19 protein-coding genes and 1 pseudogene are annotated in these 19,744 nt (G+C 65.5%); 13 read left to right on the top strand and 7 right to left on the bottom strand.

From position 1 onward, the window contains the following. Positions 1–47 precede the first annotated feature (47 nt). The 5 genes from AB4Y44_RS30470 (at position 48) to AB4Y44_RS30490 (ending at position 5,506) form a co-directional block, all read left to right on the top strand. A complete protein-coding gene (locus AB4Y44_RS30470) occupies positions 48–1,646 on the top strand; it encodes an EAL domain-containing protein (protein WP_368701654.1) in 1,599 nt (532 codons plus the stop codon). Between the two features lie 295 nt (positions 1,647–1,941). Next, positions 1,942–2,751 carry a transporter substrate-binding domain-containing protein gene (locus AB4Y44_RS30475; protein ID WP_368701655.1) on the top strand — a complete coding sequence of 270 codons (810 nt, stop codon included), beginning with the start codon at positions 1,942–1,944 and terminating at the stop codon, positions 2,749–2,751. Positions 2,752–2,823: 72 nt separating this feature from the next. Then, a complete protein-coding gene (locus AB4Y44_RS30480) occupies positions 2,824–3,483 on the top strand; it encodes an amino acid ABC transporter permease (RefSeq protein WP_368701656.1) in 660 nt (219 codons plus the stop codon). A 35-nt stretch (positions 3,484–3,518) separates the two neighbouring features. After that, positions 3,519–4,247, top strand: coding sequence for an amino acid ABC transporter ATP-binding protein (locus AB4Y44_RS30485; protein WP_368701657.1), 729 nt, complete (start codon positions 3,519–3,521; stop codon positions 4,245–4,247). A 113-nt stretch (positions 4,248–4,360) separates the two neighbouring features. Then, the gene (locus tag AB4Y44_RS30490; RefSeq protein WP_368701671.1) at positions 4,361–5,506 is read left to right on the top strand and encodes a DSD1 family PLP-dependent enzyme; all 1,146 of its coding nucleotides are present in this window, start codon (positions 4,361–4,363) and stop codon (positions 5,504–5,506) included. A 418-nt stretch (positions 5,507–5,924) separates the two neighbouring features. On the opposite strand, the pseudogene AB4Y44_RS30495 reads toward AB4Y44_RS30490, so the two are convergent. Then, positions 5,925–6,413: pseudogene (locus AB4Y44_RS30495) on the bottom strand (MCP four helix bundle domain-containing protein); the annotation flags it as partial. Between the two features lie 191 nt (positions 6,414–6,604). Continuing rightward, positions 6,605–9,127 (bottom strand): penicillin acylase family protein, encoded by a 2,523-nt coding sequence (locus AB4Y44_RS30500; protein ID WP_368701658.1) that lies wholly within the window; start codon positions 9,125–9,127, stop codon positions 6,605–6,607. A gap of 231 nt (positions 9,128–9,358) precedes the next feature. On the opposite strand from AB4Y44_RS30500, the gene AB4Y44_RS30505 reads away from it, so the two are divergent. After that, a complete protein-coding gene (locus AB4Y44_RS30505; protein WP_368701659.1) occupies positions 9,359–9,562 on the top strand; it encodes a DUF3079 domain-containing protein in 204 nt (67 codons plus the stop codon). Positions 9,563–9,579: 17 nt separating this feature from the next. On the opposite strand, the gene AB4Y44_RS30510 is transcribed toward AB4Y44_RS30505, so the two are convergent. Then, entirely contained in the window at positions 9,580–10,359 is a 780-nt protein-coding gene (locus tag AB4Y44_RS30510) for an SDR family NAD(P)-dependent oxidoreductase (RefSeq protein WP_368701660.1), read from the bottom strand. A 238-nt stretch (positions 10,360–10,597) separates the two neighbouring features. Here AB4Y44_RS30510 and AB4Y44_RS30515 point away from each other — a divergent pair, with 238 nt between their 5' ends. Next, complete coding sequence (locus AB4Y44_RS30515) at positions 10,598–11,410, top strand: AraC family transcriptional regulator N-terminal domain-containing protein (RefSeq protein WP_368701661.1); 813 nt, start codon at positions 10,598–10,600, stop codon at positions 11,408–11,410. A gap of 77 nt (positions 11,411–11,487) precedes the next feature. Here AB4Y44_RS30515 and AB4Y44_RS30520 read toward each other — a convergent pair whose 3' ends face one another. The 3 genes from AB4Y44_RS30520 to AB4Y44_RS30530 form a co-directional block, all read right to left on the bottom strand. Continuing rightward, complete coding sequence (locus AB4Y44_RS30520; RefSeq protein ID WP_368701662.1) at positions 11,488–12,267, bottom strand: ABC transporter substrate-binding protein; 780 nt, start codon at positions 12,265–12,267, stop codon at positions 11,488–11,490. A 464-nt stretch (positions 12,268–12,731) separates the two neighbouring features. Then, positions 12,732–12,944 (bottom strand): hypothetical protein, encoded by a 213-nt coding sequence (locus tag AB4Y44_RS30525; protein ID WP_368701663.1) that lies wholly within the window; start codon positions 12,942–12,944, stop codon positions 12,732–12,734. 549 nt (positions 12,945–13,493) lie between these two features. Beyond that, positions 13,494–14,624 carry a diguanylate cyclase gene (locus AB4Y44_RS30530; protein WP_368701664.1) on the bottom strand — a complete coding sequence of 377 codons (1,131 nt, stop codon included), beginning with the start codon at positions 14,622–14,624 and terminating at the stop codon, positions 13,494–13,496. A gap of 319 nt (positions 14,625–14,943) precedes the next feature. On the opposite strand from AB4Y44_RS30530, the gene AB4Y44_RS30535 reads away from it, so the two are divergent. After that, positions 14,944–15,408, top strand: a complete 465-nt coding sequence (locus tag AB4Y44_RS30535) for an LEA type 2 family protein (RefSeq protein ID WP_368701665.1) — start codon at positions 14,944–14,946, stop codon at positions 15,406–15,408. Between the two features lie 56 nt (positions 15,409–15,464). Here AB4Y44_RS30535 and AB4Y44_RS30540 read toward each other — a convergent pair whose 3' ends face one another. Continuing rightward, a complete protein-coding gene (locus AB4Y44_RS30540; RefSeq protein WP_342924617.1) occupies positions 15,465–15,632 on the bottom strand; it encodes a hypothetical protein in 168 nt (55 codons plus the stop codon). A gap of 248 nt (positions 15,633–15,880) precedes the next feature. Here AB4Y44_RS30540 and AB4Y44_RS30545 point away from each other — a divergent pair, with 248 nt between their 5' ends. The 5 genes from AB4Y44_RS30545 (at position 15,881) to AB4Y44_RS30565 (ending at position 19,741) form a co-directional block, all read left to right on the top strand. Continuing rightward, positions 15,881–16,390: a histidine kinase dimerization/phospho-acceptor domain-containing protein gene (locus AB4Y44_RS30545; RefSeq protein WP_368701672.1), complete on the top strand. Its 510-nt coding sequence runs from the start codon at positions 15,881–15,883 to the stop codon at positions 16,388–16,390. Continuing rightward, a complete protein-coding gene (locus AB4Y44_RS30550; RefSeq protein WP_368701673.1) occupies positions 16,306–16,518 on the top strand; it encodes a CsbD family protein in 213 nt (70 codons plus the stop codon). Before AB4Y44_RS30545 ends, AB4Y44_RS30550 begins: the two co-directional genes overlap by 85 nt. 99 nt (positions 16,519–16,617) lie before the next feature. Further along, positions 16,618–17,823 carry a paraquat-inducible protein A gene (locus AB4Y44_RS30555; protein WP_368701666.1) on the top strand — a complete coding sequence of 402 codons (1,206 nt, stop codon included), beginning with the start codon at positions 16,618–16,620 and terminating at the stop codon, positions 17,821–17,823. Then, positions 17,820–19,118 carry an MlaD family protein gene (locus tag AB4Y44_RS30560; RefSeq protein ID WP_368701667.1) on the top strand — a complete coding sequence of 433 codons (1,299 nt, stop codon included), beginning with the start codon at positions 17,820–17,822 and terminating at the stop codon, positions 19,116–19,118. Before AB4Y44_RS30555 ends, AB4Y44_RS30560 begins: the two co-directional genes overlap by 4 nt. Then, positions 19,115–19,741, top strand: coding sequence for a membrane integrity-associated transporter subunit PqiC (locus AB4Y44_RS30565; protein ID WP_368701668.1), 627 nt, complete (start codon positions 19,115–19,117; stop codon positions 19,739–19,741). Before AB4Y44_RS30560 ends, AB4Y44_RS30565 begins: the two co-directional genes overlap by 4 nt. The last annotated feature ends 3 nt before the right edge of the window (positions 19,742–19,744 follow it).

The raw sequence follows: 19,744 nt of genomic DNA on the forward strand, positions 1-19,744 counted from the left end.
TCCAGTCTGTGGTTCGTTGCCTAACGTTCCATCCTCCGGGGTGCGAAATGATCAAGCGCATCACGCTGATTTCGGCTTCGGTCGCACTCGGGTGCCTCGCCACCCTCGTCCCCGTTTTCACGAGTCTTTACGTCGCGGACATGGACGTCCAGCGGCGCGATCGCGCCGAACTCAGAGAGTTCGCCGACAAGGCGGTCATGCGCACGGACCTCGTGACGTACCAGGCCTTCGCCGCGCTTTCCGACCTGGACCGGGAAGCGGGCACACCCTGTTCGCCGTCCAGCCTCGAACGGGCCGCGCGCGTCATCTACAACTACCGCTATGTTCAGGATGCCGGCGCCTACGCCGAGGGGCACTATCTCTGCTCTCCGCTGCTTGGCGACGCGCGCGGCAAGGATCTCACGCTCCCGCCGCCCGACTATCGCAGCAACGACGGCTACCTGGTGTGGTTCGAGCAGAAGAGCCCGCTAAGCGACGTCCGCAAGGACATACAGATTGGCCGCAATGGCCACTACGTCTCCATCGACCCGGGCTCCTATGTCGATCTCATCGATCCGGCGAGGCGCCCAATCGCCGTGATCCAGATTTCGACGGGCAGGCTCCTCGCAGTCTCGGCCGGCGCGGATCCGGACGACATGCTCGACGCGTGGAAACGCAACGGCAACGTGAACAGCGATGACTGGAATTACGCTGTCGCCCGCTCGGCGACACGCCCGCTCGGCGTCGTGGTGAAGTCGCCGCGCAGCAGCGTGGCGGGCGACTGGCCCAAGCTGCTCGCCGCGTGGCTGACCATCGGCGTGTTCTCGGGCGCAGCGCTCGGCTGGTTCGCCTACAAGCGCGTTTCGCGGCAGCTCTCGTTCCCTTCGACGCTGCAATGGGCCATCACCCGGCGCAAGATCGACGTGGTTTTCCAGCCCATCATGCGGCTAGAGGACAACCAGTGTGCAGGCGTCGAAGCGCTGGTGCGGTGGACACTGAACGGCCGCGCCATCTCGCCCGAGGTCTTCGTGCGCGTGGCGGAAGACAATCATCTCATTCAGCCCCTAACCGATCTCGTGCTCGAAAAGACCATCGCGCAGCTTGGGAAACTGCTCACGGCAAACCCTGCTTTTTATGTCTCGATCAACGTGGGCGCCGAGGATCTGCAAAGTTTGCGCTTCCTGAACCTGCTGACCGCGTCGCTCGAAGGCACCGGCATCGCGCCCGCGCAAATCCGCATCGAGGCGACGGAGCGCAGCTTCATGAACGCCGAAGCCACGCGCGGTGTCATCGCGGCGTTCCGGGCCGCGGGCCATCCCATCTATATCGACGACTTTGGGACCGGCTACTCGAGCCTGGCGTATCTGCAGTCCTTCGAGATCGATGTGCTGAAAATCGACAAGTCGTTCGTCGATACGATTGTCCAGGATACCGCTTCGAGCGTGGTCGCGCCGCACATCATTTCGATGGCGCATGAGTTGGGTCTGGCAATCGTCGCCGAGGGTGTGGAGACGGGCGCACAGGTGACGTGGCTGCGCAGCAAGGGCGTCCAGTATGGCCAGGGCTGGTACTACTCGAAGGAGATGTCCGCTGCCGATCTCGCGAAATGGCTGGGCAAGCAGCGTGCGCCGCGCGAGGCGAACAGCATGCCGGCAAATCTAAGTTGATAATTCAACCATATTATCCACTACCATCTTCGCGATGGCGGGAGAATTTTATTCTCGATGTCAGGGGTTACACGGGCCTATCTTTGGAAAAAAATTCTCTCCTCAGCCCCGTAGGATTCTGGAACACAAGATTCTGCGCGCCTCGATAGCAACCAGCCTGGGTTAACCCCGATTCCATCGGTGCACGCCATCTCGACGAATTCCGGCCATTCACAGCGAAGGTCTGGATTCGTATGATAGTTGACTAATCACACACAGCAGAACGAAGACCACACCCCTAAAAGAGGAGACGACGATGTTCAAACGCCATATCAGCCCGCTTTTGCGCAGCGCGGTCATTGCGGCCGCATTCAGCTTCGTGGGCGCGGCCGCCCACGCCCATGACCTGCTCGACACGGTCAAATCGAACGGTGTGCTCCGCGTCGGTCTGGAGGGAACCTATCCGCCGTTCGACTACCGCAACGCGGCCGGCGAACTCGAGGGCTTCGACGTGGATGTCGCGAAGGCCCTGGCGTCGAGACTGGGCGTCAAGCCGGAATTCGTCCCCACGGAGTGGAGCGGCATTCTCGCCGGCCTGCAAGCCGGCAAGTTCGACGTGATCGTCAACCAGGTCACCATCACCCCGCAGCGCCAGCAGGCGCTCGATTTCAGCCAGCCCTACACCTTCTCGGCAGCACAGCTGATTCAGCGCGCCAACGACAAGCGCGATTTCAACTCGCTCAAGGAATTCGGCGGGGACAAGAAGATCGGCGTGACGCTCGGCACGAACTATGACCAAATGGCTCGCGCCGTTTCGGGCATCAACGTGCAGACCTACCCGGGCGCCCCGGAGAAACTGCGCGATCTCGCGGCAGGCCGGATCGACGCGACGCTCGACGACCGCCTCATGCTGCCGTACATCATCAAGACCTCGAACCTGCCCTTGCGGGCCGGTTCGGTTCTCAAGGGCGGCGAGCAGGAAATGGGCATTCCGTTCAGGAAGGGCAACCCCGAGTTCGAAAAGGCGGTCAATGGCGCCCTGAGCGCGATGAAGCAGGACGGCACGCTGAAAAAGATCTCCATGCACTGGTTCGGCACTGACGTCACGCAACCCGTCACGCAGTAACCCTCTTCTTCATCACCTGGCGCGCCGCCCCGCTTCCCGCCTGGGCGGCGCACCCGCACGGCACTTCATCGCATGACACCCATCGACCTCGTCATTCACGCGCTGCCCGTTCTTCTCATGGGCGCCGTCGTTACCCTGAAGTTCGCGCTCGCGTCCTCCGTTCTCGGCTTGCTGGTCGGGATCTTCGTGGCGATCATGGGCATCAGTGGCCAGCCGCTCATCGCAGACATTGCGCGCGGCTACGTCAGCCTCATGCGCGGGACGCCGTTGCTCGTGCAAATCTTCGTCGTCTACTACGGGCTGCCGGATCTCGGCATTTCGCTCGATCCGACCAGCGCCGGCATTCTCGCCTTGACCGCCAATGCCGCGGCCTATCTTTCCGAAAGCATGCGCGGTGCGATTCTCGGCATCGGCCAGGGCCAATGGGGCGCCGCGCATAGTCTCGGCCTCAACCATCTGCAGACGCTGCGCTACGTCATCTGCCCACAGGCCTTGAGGATCGCCGTGCCGAGCCTTGGCAATACCTTGATCAGCCTGATCAAGGATACGTCGCTCGTCTCCGTGATCACCGTGACCGAGATGCTGCGTGCGGCGCAGGAAGTCATCGCGTCCACCTTTCAGCCGCTGCCGCTGTATCTGAGCGCGGCGGCGATCTACTGGCTGCTGAGCACCGCGATGTCGCGGGTCCAGCGGCATGTGGAACGGCGCCTCGCGCTGGCGCACGTGCGTTGAGCCGGCAGGTCACGCGCGATCACAAGGATAGTTCGATGATTACACTGAAAGACGTGTCGAAGTGGTACGGGCCATTCCAGGTTCTGAGCGGCTGCTCCACCGAAGTCAGCAAGGGTGAGGTCGTCGTCGTATGCGGGCCGTCCGGCTCCGGCAAGTCGACGTTGATCAAGACCGTGAACGGGCTGGAGCCGTTCCAGCAAGGCGAGATCGTCGTGGGCGGCGAGTCGGTTGGCGACAAGCGCACGAATCTCCCGAAGCTGCGCGCGAAGGTCGGCATGGTGTTCCAGCATTTCGAGCTGTTTCCCCATCTGTCGATCACACAGAATCTCACGCTCGCGCAGATCAAGGTGCTCGGGCGCGGCAAGGACAAGGCGACGCAAAAGGGCCTGAAACTGCTGGACCGCGTGGGCCTGCGCGCGCACGCCGACAAGTTTCCGGGCCAGCTGTCGGGCGGACAGCAGCAGCGCGTGGCGATTGCGCGGGCGCTCTCGATGGACCCCATCGCCATGCTGTTCGACGAGCCGACCTCGGCGCTCGATCCCGAGATGATCAACGAAGTGCTCGACGTGATGATCGAACTCGCGCAGGAAGGCATGACGATGATGTGCGTGACGCACGAAATGGGCTTCGCGAAAAAGGTCGCCCAACGGGTGCTGTTCATGGACAAGGGGCTCATCGTCGAGGATGCCGGCAAGGAGGCCTTTTTCGACAACCCGCAGTCGGAGCGCGCGAAGGACTTTCTCATGCGCGTGCTGCCTCACTGATCGCATGCCCGCGATGCCCTCCGGGCAGCAGGAGAACACGGCGGGCCGCTGATGCCGGCCACGCCGTGTGCAATACTGGCGCAACCTTGTTGCGCGTCCTGAACGGAGCCTCGATGACTCTCACCCCTCCTGCCCCCGCCCTGGTCGGCGACCCGCTTGCCTCGGTCGGCACCCCGTCGCTCCTGATCGATCTCGACGCATTCGAAGCGAACCTGCGCGACACGGCGGCGTTCGTCGCCGGCCACGGTGTTGCCTTGCGGCCTCATGCCAAGGCTCACAAGAGCAGCGCCATCGCCCAGCGGCAGCTCGAAGCCGGCGCGGTGGGCATCTGTTGCCAGAAGCTGAGCGAAGCGTATCCATTTGCCGCTGCCGGCGTGCGTGACATCCACGTCACCAATGAGTTTGTCGGCAGGGACAAGCTCTTGATGGCCACCGAACTCGCCTCGCACGTCCGTCTGAGCGTTTGCGTGGACGCACTGCCACAAGTGCGCGCGCTTGGCGAAGCCGCGGCGTCCGCAGGCGTCACGATCGACGTGTTGCCTGAGATCGATGTCGGTCAGAACCGTTGCGGGGTGACAACCCATGACGGCCTGTTCGAACTGGTCGAGGCGATCGCCGCGCATCCGGGCCTGCGCTTCGCGGGTTTGCAGGCCTACCACGGCGGTGCGCAGCACATTGCAGACTGGGCGGCAAGAAAGGACACGGCCAGCCGCGCCGCCGAGCGCGCCGGAACCTTCGTCCGCGCACTCGAGGCGCGCGGCGTGCGATGCGCGCGCGTGACCGGCGGCGGCACCGGCACGTTTGAATTCGACGTCGCCAGCGGCGTTTACACCGAAGTGCAGCCGGGCTCCTACGCGATCATGGACGGCGAGTATGGCGGCATTGCGTGGCACGGCGCCGTACGGCCGCGCAACAGCCTGTTCGTGCTATCCACGATCATGAGCGCAACCCGCCCCGGCATGGTGGTATGCGATGTTGGCCTCAAGGGGCTGGCCGTCGATGCCGGGCTGCCGCGAGAGGTGACATGGGCGGGATCCGAAGGTCCGCCACTCGCCTACATCGCGGCCAATGACGAGCACGGCAAGCTGGAGACAGTCGGTGCGCCGAAAACCGATACGACCCAGTTCCTGGGACAGCGCGTTCTCGTGACACCCGGGCACTGCGACCCGACCGTGAATCTCCATGATCAGTACGTCTGCTTTCGGGGCGAGCGCGTGGAAGCGATCTGGCCGATCGACGCACGCGGTCTTTCCCGATGACGCCCTGATGCCGCAGCCATCGCTGCGGCACCGGCCCCCACCTCAGGCGCCCGCAAACCTGAAAACCGACACCGCCTGCTGCAACTGCGCCGCCTGATCGGCCATCGAGCTTGCCGCGGCGGCCGCCTGTTCGACGAGGGCCGCCCAGCGCGTACAGCAGGCTGCCCGTATCGCCGCGACGCGTTGCTATGGGTGCCGAAAGATCGCCGGCCGCGATACGGCCTGCGATTTCCATCGCATGTGCCGGCTCGCAGCCCAACTGGCGCGAAAGCCGCTGCGAAATCAACCAGCCAAGCAAAGCGCCGGTCGCGACCGCCCCGAGCAGGATCGCCATGATGAGGGTGCGCATGTGCTGGAATTGCGCCGTGGCTTGGGTCTGCGCGCTCTTCGCCTCGCGTTGCAGCGAATCGATCAGCGCGGCGACGCTGTCGCCTGACGCAACGCTCGCCGCAATCTCGCGGCGTACGAGTTCGGCATTGTCCACGCCTGCGGGCACGGGCGCGAAGCCGATCTGCTGATGCACGATCGCTTCCCATGCCGAGGTTTTCCCGAGCACGTGGTCGTAAAGCGCACGGTCGCTGGCCGAGACGCCGGCAGCGCCATAGCGATCCAGCGATTCGTGCATGCGTTTGAGTTGCGCGACGATGTCTTCCTTCAGACGATGGTGTCCCGCTTCGTCGGCGAAGCCCAGATTTGCGGCGTCGAGGTCGGTGCTCAGCTTGCTGCAGGCCGCTTCCTCGAGCCAGAACTGGCCGCTCATGTGCCGGTTGCAGATTTCATCGGCGATGTCATGCATCGATGCCAGCGACGCAACGCCGGCCACACCGACGGCCACCGCAAATACGATCCCAACGGCGAATGCTGTCAGCAGCTTTTTGAACACCGTCATGCGATCGAGCCACTTCATGGCTGTCCCCTTATCCGTTTCCGTTTTATGTGGCTCACGGCGAGAGAAAGCCTCGACGCGAGCGCGCCAAGCTTGACGCAATCCCCCCCACCGGAGGTAGGCGTGCAACGGATATAGGCAGAATCAGCCAGCACTTCTAGCGGTGTCGGCGGAGTTCTGCTAATCCGCCGCGCGCGCCAACCCGAGCACCCTCAGTTTGCGGCCTGCTGCGCGCCGGCCGGTACGAGCTTCAGCGTATGCACCGCTGTGCCCGGCAGGAACGGTGCCGCGTCGCCATGCGCCCACGTTTCGTGCCCCGCGAGGAAATACGGCGACATGGGATTGCCCGACTGCCCGCCCGGCATCTCGAAGATGCCGTCCTGCTCGCGCCCCGGCGACACCGCGAAACGCTCGGACGCGCCGAACGCCGGCGTCTGCACGCGCGGCATGTTGATGTCACCCGGCAGCAGGTCGTGCGGCGCGCTGAGCCAGTCGCGAACCCACGGCAGCCACGCCGGCACCATGCGCGCGAACGGATGCGCAATGACCGAGCGGTTGCGCTCGCCCCAGCGCGCCTCTTCGAGCGTGGTGCCTTTGGGCACCCGGGCGATCGCGTGATCGATACGGTCCAGCATGAACGCGCGCCAGTCCGCGAAGCCGCCCGGTATCCACGCGCGATGGTCGGCCAGCGTCTCCATCGTCGCTTCGTAACGCGAGTTCGCCGCACGATAGCTGAGGTCCGGCGCAATCGCGGCCATCTGTTTGTCCAGTACACCGAACCATGCTTCGTAGAGCGAGTCGTAGAACGCGCGTACCAGCCGGTAGCCGACTGCATGCACATCGGCGCGGCCATCCCACGCCTCAACGAGGCGCCGGAATTCGGCGCGTTGGGGATGGCCGTCGAGCGCGCGTGCATCGAGCGCGTCGAGCGCCACGCGTCGCCAGTACGCGATCCAGAACGCGCGGTCGTCGGTCTGCACCGCGAGCATGTCGCGCTCGCTCGCGTGCGGCAGCGCGAGCAGGTCGTTGCGAATCTGCGTGGCGCGCGCGCCGAGATCGGTGCCGGCGTCGCCGATTCGCGCCACATCTTCCATCGGCAGGGTGCGGTTATTCGCGGTCCAGATGCGGCCGCCCGGCGGATCGACGCGCACCGGATACGCATCGGGCGTCCGATACCCTTGCCAGCCGGCGTAACTTCCGGAGGGGTATGGCAGGCTCGCCAGCGCGGCCGCCTGAGCGTCCACTTCAGCGTCCGCATCGGCATCCGCGAAGCGCGGCAGCGGCCCGGCAAGCGTCCAGCCGATATGGCCTTGCGCGTCGGCCACCATGAAGTTCTGCGTCGGCAGGCCGAAGGTCTGCGCGGCGCGCAACGCGTCGTCGACGTTCGTGATGCCTTCGAGCCGCATGAAGTTCATGTTGGTCGCCTGCGGATCCTGCGCGACCCAATGCAATGCGTACGCGCGCTCACCGGCCACCAATTGCGGTCCCCAGCGCGTTTGCACGACCGGCAGATCGACGCTCGCCCCGCCGTTCACGTCGAGGCGCTCGTGGATCACCTGCGCACGCGCCCATCCGCCGTTCGGGACGCGGTAGCGCAGTGGGTCGGCCGGATCGCGTTGAGGTTCGACCAGATCGACGAAGCGCCCGTAGCTGTTCGTGAAGCCCCACGCGATATGGCCGTTGCTGCCGGCCACGACGAACGGCGTACCCGGCAAGCTGACACCCGTGATACGCCGCTCGCCGCCCTCCGGCGCGGGATAGACGAGCGAGATCCGGTACCAGATGTTCGGCAGCGACAGGCCGAGGTGCATGTCGCTCGCGAGCAGCGCGCCGCCGTGTGCGCTGTGCGCGCCGTCGACCGCGAAACCGTTGCTGCCGACCATCGAATCGACCGCGCTCCCGGCGCCCGCAAAAGCGCTCACAAAACCAGGCAGGCCGGCGAGCAGCGCGGTGGCCTCCGGTTCGGCATCGACGGCGGACTGCGTTGACGGGAGCCATGACGGCGGCGCGGCGGGCAGTGCCGCCGGCGGCTGCGGCAACGCGCGCAGCCCGTCGAGCGGGGCGTCCCAGTGGCTCGTCTCAGGCAGCAGGAACGCAAGCAGATCGGCCGGCACGCGCTCGCGCAACGCCGCGCGCGAGAGCACGCGCCTCGCCTGGTCATACTGCAGATCGAAGTACATCGCGTAGACGGCGAGCACGGTGTCTTCGGGACGCCACGGCGCCGGTTGCACGCGCAACAGCCAGTATTCGAACGGCCGCGCGCGCAGCGAGCGCAGGCCGTCGTTGACGCCCGCCGTATAGCGCTCGATCAGCTCCCGCTGGTCGGCGGAGAGCGCGGCGAGCGCCGCCTGCGCGTGTTCGCGAAAGCGCAAGGGCCGGTCGCGGCGGTCCAGCGGCAGCGCCCCCGGGCCGATGAGCGCCGCCATCTCGCCGGCGGCGACCCGGCGCAGCAAGTCCATCTGGAAGAAGCGGTCCTGCGCGTGAAGGAAGCCGCTCGCATACGCAACGTCGCCACGCGTGCCGCCCTGCACCGTCGGCACGCCGAGCGCGTCGCGCCCGATCGTCACCGCTGCTGAGAGCGGCGCGGCACGCGTGCCGTCGAGCTGCGGCAAGCTACCGCGCAACGTCAGCCAGCCCGCGAGCACCATGGCGGCCAGAATGATGACGACGGCACACAACAACATCAGCGGCCACACACGGCGCCGCTTTTGCGGGAAAGGACTCGAACGGGTCATGGAGAAGCACGCGGGTCGTTGTGTTCAGCGCTTCCGGGCGCGGCGACCGGATCAGCCGGACGCCGTACGACCATAGCATGACCCTGTGGCAATAACACGCAGGCAGAGCGCCGCGACCTTCCCCCCTTCAGCGCGCTTCCTGGGCGCGACACTCTGCCATCTGCCACCGTGCCGCGGAAAGAACACAATCTCAATATTGCGTTCTGACCGAGGCCGCACAGGGGCGACATCATGGCAAAGAAGTTTCCGATTCACCCGCTGCACCCCGAGCGCCTGTGCTGGGGCTGCGACCACTACTGCCCGGCCAACGACATGCGATGCGGCAACGGCCAGAGCCGCACGCAGCATCCGGCCGAACTGCTCGGCGACGACTGGCTCGAACAGGGCGACTGGGGCATCGAAGTCGACGCCTCCGGCAAAAGCGTCACGGCTTAAGCCGCGAAATCAACCATTCAGATATGAATGCCACCAGCCACTTCGATGCGCTGCGCATTCACCCAGCCGAACTCATCCGACAGTAGACCTGCAATCACCGGCCCCACGTCGGTCGGTAATCCCACGCGGCCCAGCGCGGTATGTTCCGCCACCGCCTTGTTGACCTCCGGATTGTCCCGCACGATGCCGCCGCTGAAGTCGGTCGCAATGGCGCCCGGCGCCACGACGTTGACCGCGATCCGGCGCGGCGCGAGTTCGAGCGCCATATAGCGCGTGAGCGCTTCCACGGCTGCCTTCATCGGGCCATAAATCGCGCGGCCCGGATACGCGAAGCGTGCAAGGCCCGAGGAGATGTTCACGATCCGGCCGCCGTCATGAATGAGCGGCAGCAGCTTTTGCGTCAGCAGAAACGGCCCCTTGAAATGCACCGCGAATTGCGCGTCGAGTTCCGCTTCGGTGCCGGCGGCGAGCGTGGCGGTCGAAGAGATGCCGGCGTTGTTCACCAGATAATCGAAGCCCGTTGCACTGAGCGTCCCAAGCGCGTTTCGCAGGCGCGCGACGAAGTCGTCGAACGTGCCTGAATCCGCGATGTTCAATTGCAGGGCGATCGCCCGGCCACCCGCTTGCGCGACCTCGGCACAGACCTTCTCTGCCTCGGCGTGATTGGTGTTGTAAGTGAAAACCGAGTGGACGCCGCGGCTTGCCAGCCGCAGCACCGTGTCGCGGCCGATTCCGCGGCTGCCTCCGGTGACGACCGCGATTTTCGGGCCCGACTGACTGCCGTTGTTCGTTGCCATTTGGCACCTCTCGCTGTGTTGGATAGCGTCGATTCTGCGCCTGACGCCACCGGCGAGTGAATACCCGAATCTCCCCGATTCTTGCCTAATCCTGCTTCGCTGATTAAGATGGGTCGGCGCCCACCTTCCTTCGCGCCCCCCTGATCGAGCCGCCATGACAAACGAACTGGCCGCCGCCATGCTGCGCTACACGCAAACGCAGCCGGGCACGAGCCCATACAGCACCGCTGTCGACGGAATGCTCATCCTGCGTTCCGACCACCCCGCGCCGCCCACGTTTCGCTCGGCGAGCCCGGCTTTGTGCATCGTCGCCCAGGGCGCCAAATGGGCCAGTTTCGGCGGGGCGCAACTGGAGTACCGGGCCGGTCAAGCGCTCGTGGTCGGCGTGGAAACGCCGTCGCGGGGCCGCGTGTTCGAGGCAAGCCCGGACCAACCTTGCCTGGTTCTGATTCTCGAGCTGGACCTGGCCATATTGCGTGCCGTGGCGAAGGAGATGTCGCCTGCACCCGTGCCGGCGGCGGACGCAAGCCGCGGCGTGTTCGTCGCGAACTTCGACGGTCCCCTCGCCGATTGCGCGCTGCGCGCCGTGCGCCTGCTGGACACGCCGGACGCCATCAGCATGCTGTATCCCATGCTGATGCGCGAGATCTGCTACTGGTTGCTAAGCGGTCCGAACGGTTCGGAAATCGCGAGGCTGGCGTCGACCGAAAGCCCTTCTCACAGCCTGCTGCGGGCGGTGGAAAAATTGCGTGCGCGGTTTGCGGAACCCGTACGGGTGGAAGACCTGGCGGCAGTCGCCCAGCTCAGTGCCTCGGCGTTCCACCGCCAGTTCAAGGCGCTGACAGGGCTGCCGCCCCTTCAGTATCAGAAGCAGTTGCGGCTGCTGGAAGCGCGCAGACTGCTGCTCTCGCTGTCGATGAGCGTACAGGCCGCTGCATTCGAAGTGGGATACGAAAGCGCCTCGCAGTTCAGCCGCGAATACACACGAATGTTCGGAGCGCCACCGAAAAAAGACTCGACTCAAGCGAAGGCACTGCGCGAGGCCGCGTAGCACGCTCCGCTTACAGGCGGCGCGAGAGCGGTGCATCCGCTCTCGCGCCGCGCACATGTCACGCTGGACGCGTCACATCACTTGCCGTACACGTCGAAATCGAAGTACTTCTTCTCGATCTTCTTGTACGTGCCGTCCTTGATGATGCTGGCAATCGCGCCATCGATCTTCGTCTTGAGCGCGGTGTCTTCCTTGCGCAGGCCGATGCCGGCGCCGTTGCCGAGCGTGGCCGGATCGTCGAGATCGCCGCCCGCAAAGCTGTAGCCCTGGCCGCGCGGCGTCTTCAGGAAGCCCACTTCGGCCTGCACGGCGTCTTGCAGCGCCGCGTCCACGCGGCCGGCCAGCAGGTCCTGATAGACCTGGTCCTGATTCTGGTAAGGCACGACCTCTACGCCAGCCGCTGCCCAATGCGCCTTTGCATAGGCCTCCTGAATCGTGCCCTGCTCCACGCCCACGCGCTTACCCTTGAGCGATTCCGCGGTCGGCATGATGCCCGATCCCGTCTTGACGACGAGACGCGTCGGCGTGTTGAACAGCTTGTCCGAGAACGCGATCTGCTCTTTGCGCGCCGGGGTCATCGACATCGACGAAAGCACGCCGTCGAACTTGCGCGCCTTCAGCGCCGGGATCATGCCGTCGAAATCGTTCTCGATCCAGACACATTTGGCATTCAGACGGTGGCAGATCTCGTTGCCGAGATCGATGTCGAAGCCGACCAGTTTGCCGTCCGGTGCTTTCGATTCGAACGGCGGATAGCTTGCATCGACACCAAAGCGAATGGTGTCCGCCGCATAGGCGCCGACGCTGGCCGTGGAGGCGATCAAGGCAATAGATACGGCTGCAAACAACTTTTTCATGGGATCCCCTCGGTTCTGGATATCAAGGTGGTCAAGAACATAAACACCGCCCGCATGGTTGCGGCGCGGACATTCCCTCGCGGCGTACGCCGCAAGCGTGATCGACGCTGCGGGTGCACCTGCGCCCGGCAAGGTAGCAGTCCAGAATACTCGCGTCGAGTCGTCAAAAACAGGCGGAAACACCTATGGCGGGGAATACCCTAAAGGGGGTTGAAAGCGGAAGTTGAAGACTTACCTGAATGTCCAGTTGCTCTTGCCGGCGCGAGCCGCGCGCCGTAAGCGCTTGACGCGATACATCTCATGGTCCGCCTGGTCGAGCGCCTGCTGGGCGCTCACGAAGCACACCGCGACGCAGCCGGCAGTCGCTCCCTCGTACTGCAGACGGATGTATCGCCCCAAATGTCCTTCACGTTGCTGACCACGCGCCGCCCGCTTTCCCGACTGCGCTTGCAGAGGGTGTCGAATCACTGAACCTGCAGGCCCTCCATGATCTGCACGTCGCAGTCGTTGCGCGAATAGAGGACGGTCTGCACCTCGCCACGAAAGTCGACCGATGTCAGGTAGGTCGACTCAAGTCCGGTCAATATTCCAGGCATCTCGAGAAGCAGCCGCACGAGTCCTTCCAGATTCTGGGCCGCGACTACCTTCTGGGAAAGCCGCTCAAGCAATTCATCCATATTGGCGATTCACCGTAAAGCAATTGAAACCCTGTTTTGGCAACGGTCCTTGCCGCCGGGTTTTTGTGCCAATGACAGTAGCAGGATTTCTATGACGAATCCAGGCGGCGCTATCCCTGATGACGGGCGAGCGTAATGCCGCATGAAAGGCGCGGCGCCGGTCGAGCTTCGCAGCGGCGTTCGCGGCGCACAGCGCGAAGCCGCCAGACCCGGCGGCGCGAGCGGGCTGCACGCGTGCCCGCACTGTCACGCAATCGGGACAGACCGCTTTCCCGTTCGATGGCGGCGTCGTCTGACGCGCAGCATGGGAAGTCGATCAGAGCGGAGATGTCGGAATCTCGCCCAATGGGAACGAAGACTCGGGCGAGTTCGGAGAAGAGGCGCTTGAACATGGGCAGTTATCCGGCATGACCACCGTTGCGGACGCCATTGCCCGGGAAATGATTGACCTGCCCGGTATGACGCGCCGGGTCGCACGAAGCCGGCGTCGCTGCCGGTTTTCGTCAGCGCGAATTTTCCCTGGAATAAATTTGCCGGGCAAGCATTTCTTTAGCGCGATTCGGCGAAGTAGCGGGCTTCGCCTTCTTCGGCATCCGATGTCATGACGACGCGATTGCGCCCCGCCGCCTTCGCGACATAGAGCGCAGCGTCGGCGCGTACCATCGCGCCCTCCAGCGTATCGGCCGGCACGAACCTGCCGACGCCCGCGCTGAGGGTGCAGCGCACGCCTTCGGCGGACGATCGTTCGACAGCGAGCCGCAGCGTATTCGTCAACGTCGCTGCGTCGTGCTTTTGCGCGTATGCAAAGAGGATCGCGAACTCTTCGCCGCCCAGCCGCCCGAACAGATCGCACGGCCTCAATTGCGCGGAGACGACCGAGGCGACGTGCGCCAGGATGCGATCGCCGACCGCATGGCCGAAGCCGTCGTTGACGGCCTTGAAGTTATCGATGTCGAGAATCGCGATCGACAACGGATCGCCCTTCTCCCGCGCCTGCGCGAGCAGGACTTGCGCCCTGGCGATGAACGCACGGCGCGTGAGCGCGCCCGTCAGTTCGTCGATCGTCGCGAGCTTTTCCATGCGCCCAAGGATCCGGTCGTGAGCGAGCATCACCATGCCGATCGACATGCAGGGCAACGTGACGATCGCAAGGCCGAGCAGCGCCACGTTCCAGGGCGACGGCTGCACGAACGTAAGCGACGGCACGGCGCCGGAGACGATCGCGGCGATGCGCGCGACATACACGAGCGCACCGAGCCCGGCGGCCACGACGATGAGCCGGCATGCGTAGCGCGTACTCTCGCGCGAGGCGTGCCGCAGCACCAGCGTACCGACCGCGAGCCGCCCATAGATGAGGCCCAGCGAAACGAGCACGCCTCGCGCGCCGGCACTCGGCGACACCCACATGAAATAGACCAGCGCAGCGCAGAGCATGACCAGTGCCGCCGATTCCGTGTGCCACACGGCGCGCATGCCGAAGAACTGGCGCGTGCCCTGCACGAGCAGCACGACCGCGCCCAGGGTCGCGACCGACGTCGCGACGATCGTGATCGCGCCAGCACCCGGGCCGGCGAGCACGATCCAGGTGGAGGCCGTGGCCACCAGCGCATAGCCCAGACACCAGCGGCCTACGCCCGGCACGGCGGTTCGGATCAGCGAGCCCAGGATGGCGACGCTCATCAGGCAAGATACGATCAAGATCCCGAATAGAGCGAAGGCGCTGAGCATGAGAACGGGCCGGGCAACGAAGGGAGAGTCAGGACGCGTGAGGCGACACTCGACCGATGAAAGCAGATTGAAAAGAATTTGGGCCGCGTGTGGCGCATATTGCTGAAGCGTCGGGGACGTATCGTATCGCAGGTTTGGCCTGAATCCATGCAATCCGGATCGAGCTGGCGCCCGGTACGAATCCGGCGAACGATCGACGCTACACTAAGCGGCACTCGCGGACTCGACGATCGAGGTACTTGCCATGCCAGCACCTGACGCCAGGCGCTCAATGCGACTTGTCTGCACCATGCTTTGCATGCTGTTCTGGCTAGGCGGCTGCGCGGGGTTGATGGGAGACCCGCTGCGGGTCAACGTGGCAGGGCTCGAGCCGCTGCAGGGCGAAGGCATGGAGATGCGCTTCAACGTGAAATTGCGCATCCAGAATCCCAACGACACGCCGGTCGAATTTAGCGGCGTGTCGCTGCAACTGGACCTCAACGGTCAATCGTTCGCCAGTGGCGTGAGCGATCAAAGCGGCGTCGTGCCGCGCTTCGGTGAAGCGGTGATCGTCGTGCCGCTGACCGTGCCGGCCCTCGCCGCCGTCCGCCAGGCTTTCGCCTTTGCGGGCAGCGCACAGGCCGGCAACGTTCCCTACGAAATACGCGGGCGCCTGGCAGGCGGCATCGGCGGCGGCACGCGCTTCGTCGATCACGGCAAGCTGTCGCTGCCAACCCAGGGACTGCTCGGCCCGTGAACGGCGCAAGCGCCGGCCGGGCATACCGCGGTTTGCCGCAGCGCTCAGGCGTTACCTCACTCGACGCCGAGCGCCGGACGCGCTTCGTCCGGCGGAAAGATGTACCAGCTGCCGTCGTCGTGACGGAAGAAGAACATGCCCGATTCGCCCACGGCGCCGACCGCGCTGACGTAGACGCACGAGCGGTGCTTCCTTGCACCCTGCGCGACACGCGTGACGTGCACTCGCGTGTCCGGCCGCAAGAAAAGCCATTTATCGGCCATGGCTCGCAATGATCGTGATTTCCGGCGCATCGTCGTTTCCCTCCCAGGCTCACTCCGATGTTCCAACCCCGGCATCCCCATTTATCCGGTACATGGGGCATGCCGGCACGGTCAGACAATCGACCTTTTCGGATACCTTTAAGTTCGCATCGCATGTTCCTGCGGCGCCGACCTCGACGTCTACCGCGAAGCTCGCGCACGTCGACCGCATGAAGGATCACTTTCCCGCGACGCTCGCGCACGAGCGGCGCAATCCGCTCGCGCCGATCCGCAATGGCCTGCAGATCCTGCGCGCGAGCCCCGACCCGGCCGACGGCAAACACGTGCTCGACATGCTCGACCGCCAGCTCGGTCATCTCGTGCGGCTCGTCCCGTTCGTCGATCTCGACATGCCGGGCATCTCGTCAAGCCTATCGGTCTCGATCAGCTCACCGCCGCGCTCACGCTTGCGCGCGAGCGCCGATTCGCCTTTGCTTCATCGATCGCCGCGCTGCGGGCATTCGCGTTGCTCCACTGTGTTTGCGCAAGTGGAGCGCGCATATTCAATGACCCACCCTGAGCACACAGGAGCACGATCATGGACACGAGACACGCACACGCCGTCGCGAGCGAGGTCGCGGGAGAAGCGCAGCACCTGGCCGGCCGCATGCTGGGCGACCCCGCCATGGGCCTGGCCGGCAAGGCAAAGATCCTATATGGCAAGTCCCAGCAGGCCCTGAACAATGCCGCCGACGCCACACGCGACAACGTCGCCGACAAGCCGATGACCGCGCTCGGGCTCGCCGCCGCCGTCGGCTTCGCGCTCGGTGCGGCATGGGTCTTGAACCGCAATAAATCGGAAGGCTGAGCAAAGCCGCGGCGCGGGAACGCTTTATGCGCGTGGTCTGAAACTGCCTCACTGATGCGAATCGTGTGTGATCGCGAGGCGTAGTCAGGAGTCCCGCCCATGACGATTGGCTGTCCCGAATGCGGCGCCCTCGAGGACATCCCTCCGCTCGGCCCGCGCATGCTCGCGCGCTGCAGGATCTGCCACTACCCTCTGGAGCGGCGCAGCGGGCGCAGCATCAGCGCTTCGCTCGCCTGCGCCATTACGACATTCGTCCTGCTGTTCCCCGCCAACCTCGCGCCGCTGATGACGGTGCACATGCTCGGCGCCGATCGTTCCTCCGTTCTCGCGTCGGGCATCGTGTCGATCTGGCGCGACGGCTGGCTTGCGCTCGCGCTGTTGCTCGGCGCGTTCGGCATCGTGCTGCCGTTCGTGCGCTTCGGCGTGCTCATGATCGTGCTGGGACTGATCCGCTTCGGCGTGCGATTCAGGCATATCGGCACGCTCTTTCGCTGGACCATCGCGCTCGACATCTGGGCCATGCCCGACGTGTATCTCGTGGGCTGCCTCGTCGGCTATGCGCGCGTCACGCAAAACCTCACCGGAACGATCGGGGCGGGCGGCTACTGTTTCGTCCTCGCCGCGCTCATGTCGATGCTCACGCGCGCCTCGCTCGATCGCCGCACCGTCTGGCGCGCCATCGTCCCCGATCAGCAAGCGCCGCGCGGGCACGGCGCGCTGTCCTGCCCAGTGTGCGACCTCGTCGTGCCCATTGCGCATGAGGGCCGGCCGTGCCCGCGCTGCGGTCTGAAACTACGCGCGCGCAAGCCCGACGCCGTGGTGCGCGCAGCCGCGCTCACGCTCGCGGCGCTCGTGCTCACCGTGCCCGCCAACTTCTATCCGATGACCACATCGCGGCAGCTCGGGCATTACGACTCGCACCGCATCATCGACGGCGTCTATCAGCTCTTCCACGTCGGGTTATGGCCATTCGGCATCCTGATCATCTGCACGAGCATCGTGATTCCCCTTGCGAAGCTCGGCGGCATGCTGTGGTTCATCACCTCGGTCCTGCGCCATTCGCGCCGGCACCTGCGCGCCAAGGCGCATCTTTATCGCTGGATCGACGAACTGGGCCGTTGGTCGAACGTCGACGTCTTCACGATCGCGGCCTTCGTGCCACTGATCCACTTCGACGGCGTGGCGGTGGCGAGACCCGCCATCGGCGCGACGGCGTTCGCGCTCGTCGTCTTCTTCACGATGATGGCTTCGCGCAGCTTCGACCCGCGCATGATGTGGGACGCGCATACGCGGAGAAAGCCATGAGCGGCCCGCGTCACCACCGCACGCAGGCCGAAGTGCGGCGCAGCGCCTGGCCCGGCTGGATCTGGGCCGTGCCGATCGCCGCCATCGGCGCGACGGGCTGGCTCGGCCTGCGCGCGCTCATCCACGACGGCGAGACCGTTGTCGTCACGTTCGACAACGCCTACGGCATGAAGCCCGACGACACGATCGTCACGCTGCACGGCGTGAAGGTGGGCGCCGTCTCGGACGTGTCGCTCGCGCCCGATGGTAAGCATGTTGAAACAAAGCTGCGGATCGACCGGGCGGAGAATCCGTATTTGCGCTCGGGCACGCGGTTCTACCTGCGCGGCGCGAAGGTGGATTTGAGCGATCCTGCCTCGCTGAAGGCCATGCTTTCGGGGCCCGAGATCGTCATGGAGCCGGGTCCCGGCAAACATGCCGACCACTTCGACGGCAGCGATCGCCGGCCCCCGCTTGCACCCGAACACGGCCCGATGGTGACTTATGCAGTGCGCTTCGACGGCGCGGTCGGCAACCTGGAGACCGGCTCGGAGGTGGATCTGCGCGGCTTTCCCGTGGGCACCGTCACGAGCGTGCACCTGAGCTACGACGCGCGCACAGGCGCGCTGAGCACCCCGGTTCAACTCGCGCTGGACCCGTCGCAGCTCGGCATCGTCGGCGCGCCGCCGCCCGCGGACGGCAACTGGCGGCCGCTCGTCAACGGCATGCTCGATCACCTCGTCGCCGCCGGGCTGCGCGCGCGCCTTTCGCAGGACCCGCCGCTCGTCGGGCCGCGCAAGGTCAATCTCGACTTCGTTGCGGGCGCGGCGGGCGCGACGCTCACCGCCGACAACGGGCTTCCCGTGATCCCGAGCGTCGCCCCTGCCGATTTCGACACCATGACCTCGCGCGCCAGCGACGTGATCGCGAAGATCGACGACCTGCCCATCAAGCAAACGGGCGACGAAGTGCGCAGCATTGCGGCGCACGTGAACGCCATCAGCTCCTCGCCGCAGATCCGCGACAGCCTGGAGCACATCGACCGCTCGGTTGCGCAGATCGATCAGACGCTCGCGCAGGTGTCGCCCCAGATCGGCCCGCTCGTCGCGCAGCTGCGCGAGACGGCGAACGAAGCCGATCGCACCGTCGCGGCGGCCAATCGCACGCTGGGTGCCGACGCTTCGAGCCAGAACGACCTGCCCGCCGCGCTGCGCGAGCTGACCGATACCGCGCGCTCGGTGCGCGCGCTCGCCGACTATCTCGACCGGCACCCCGAAGCGCTGCTGCACGGCAAGGCGCAGGAGGTGAGCCAATGATGCGCCGCCATGCGAGCCGGGCCGAATGCGCAGCGGCTTCGATCGCGCGACTGCTGCGTGCGGCCGTGCTCGTGGGCATCGGCGCCGGGTTTGCCGGATGTGGCCACAGTCCGCCCACGCGTTACGTCACGCTCAACGCGACACCCGCGCAAGCGCCGCTTGCCACCGCTGCCATGGCGCCAGTGCAACTGAGCGCCGTGCATATTCCCGCCGTGCTCGACCGACCCGAAGTGGTGACGCATGTCGCGCCCAACCGGCTCGCAGTCGACGACAACGACCGCTGGGGCGCGCCGCTCGCGCAGATGATGCGCAGCACGCTCGCGCAAGACCTGCTGCCGCGCCTGCCGGCCGGCGCGTTCGTTTTTCCGGATGCGCCCGCGCCCGCCGGCACGCGCACGCTCGTCGTCAAGGTGCTCGACTGCAACGCGAGCGCGGGCGGCACGCTCACGCTGCAAGTGGCGTGGACGCTCCTGGCGGGGCAGCCCGCACGCACCACGCTGACCCAGCAGGCGGCGCTGAGCGCGCCGGTCGAAGGTCACGATGCTGCCGCGCAAGCCGCCGCGCTCAGTCGCGTGCTCGGCGAACTCGCCGACCGGATTGCGGCGTCGATCGCCGTGCGCTGACAC

The organism is Paraburkholderia sp. BR10937, from assembly GCF_040965695.1.
Lineage (GTDB): Bacteria > Pseudomonadota > Gammaproteobacteria > Burkholderiales > Burkholderiaceae > Paraburkholderia.

Coding starts and splice junctions, on each gene's coding strand:
- AB4Y44_RS30470 (WP_368701654.1), top strand. CDS start 48: ATGATCAAGCGCATCACGCTGATTTCGGCTTCGGTCGCACTCGGGTGC.
- AB4Y44_RS30475 (WP_368701655.1), top strand. CDS start 1,942: ATGTTCAAACGCCATATCAGCCCGCTTTTGCGCAGCGCGGTCATTGCG.
- AB4Y44_RS30480 (WP_368701656.1), top strand. CDS start 2,824: ATGACACCCATCGACCTCGTCATTCACGCGCTGCCCGTTCTTCTCATG.
- AB4Y44_RS30485 (WP_368701657.1), top strand. CDS start 3,519: ATGATTACACTGAAAGACGTGTCGAAGTGGTACGGGCCATTCCAGGTT.
- AB4Y44_RS30490 (WP_368701671.1), top strand. CDS start 4,361: ATGACTCTCACCCCTCCTGCCCCCGCCCTGGTCGGCGACCCGCTTGCC.
- AB4Y44_RS30500 (WP_368701658.1), bottom strand. CDS start 9,127: ATGACCCGTTCGAGTCCTTTCCCGCAAAAGCGGCGCCGTGTGTGGCCG.
- AB4Y44_RS30505 (WP_368701659.1), top strand. CDS start 9,359: ATGGCAAAGAAGTTTCCGATTCACCCGCTGCACCCCGAGCGCCTGTGC.
- AB4Y44_RS30510 (WP_368701660.1), bottom strand. CDS start 10,359: ATGGCAACGAACAACGGCAGTCAGTCGGGCCCGAAAATCGCGGTCGTC.
- AB4Y44_RS30515 (WP_368701661.1), top strand. CDS start 10,598: ATGCTCATCCTGCGTTCCGACCACCCCGCGCCGCCCACGTTTCGCTCG.
- AB4Y44_RS30520 (WP_368701662.1), bottom strand. CDS start 12,267: ATGAAAAAGTTGTTTGCAGCCGTATCTATTGCCTTGATCGCCTCCACG.
- AB4Y44_RS30525 (WP_368701663.1), bottom strand. CDS start 12,944: ATGGATGAATTGCTTGAGCGGCTTTCCCAGAAGGTAGTCGCGGCCCAG.
- AB4Y44_RS30530 (WP_368701664.1), bottom strand. CDS start 14,624: ATGAGCGTCGCCATCCTGGGCTCGCTGATCCGAACCGCCGTGCCGGGC.
- AB4Y44_RS30535 (WP_368701665.1), top strand. CDS start 14,944: ATGCGACTTGTCTGCACCATGCTTTGCATGCTGTTCTGGCTAGGCGGC.
- AB4Y44_RS30545 (WP_368701672.1), top strand. CDS start 15,881: ATGAAGGATCACTTTCCCGCGACGCTCGCGCACGAGCGGCGCAATCCG.
- AB4Y44_RS30555 (WP_368701666.1), top strand. CDS start 16,618: ATGACGATTGGCTGTCCCGAATGCGGCGCCCTCGAGGACATCCCTCCG.
- AB4Y44_RS30560 (WP_368701667.1), top strand. CDS start 17,820: ATGAGCGGCCCGCGTCACCACCGCACGCAGGCCGAAGTGCGGCGCAGC.
- AB4Y44_RS30565 (WP_368701668.1), top strand. CDS start 19,115: ATGATGCGCCGCCATGCGAGCCGGGCCGAATGCGCAGCGGCTTCGATC.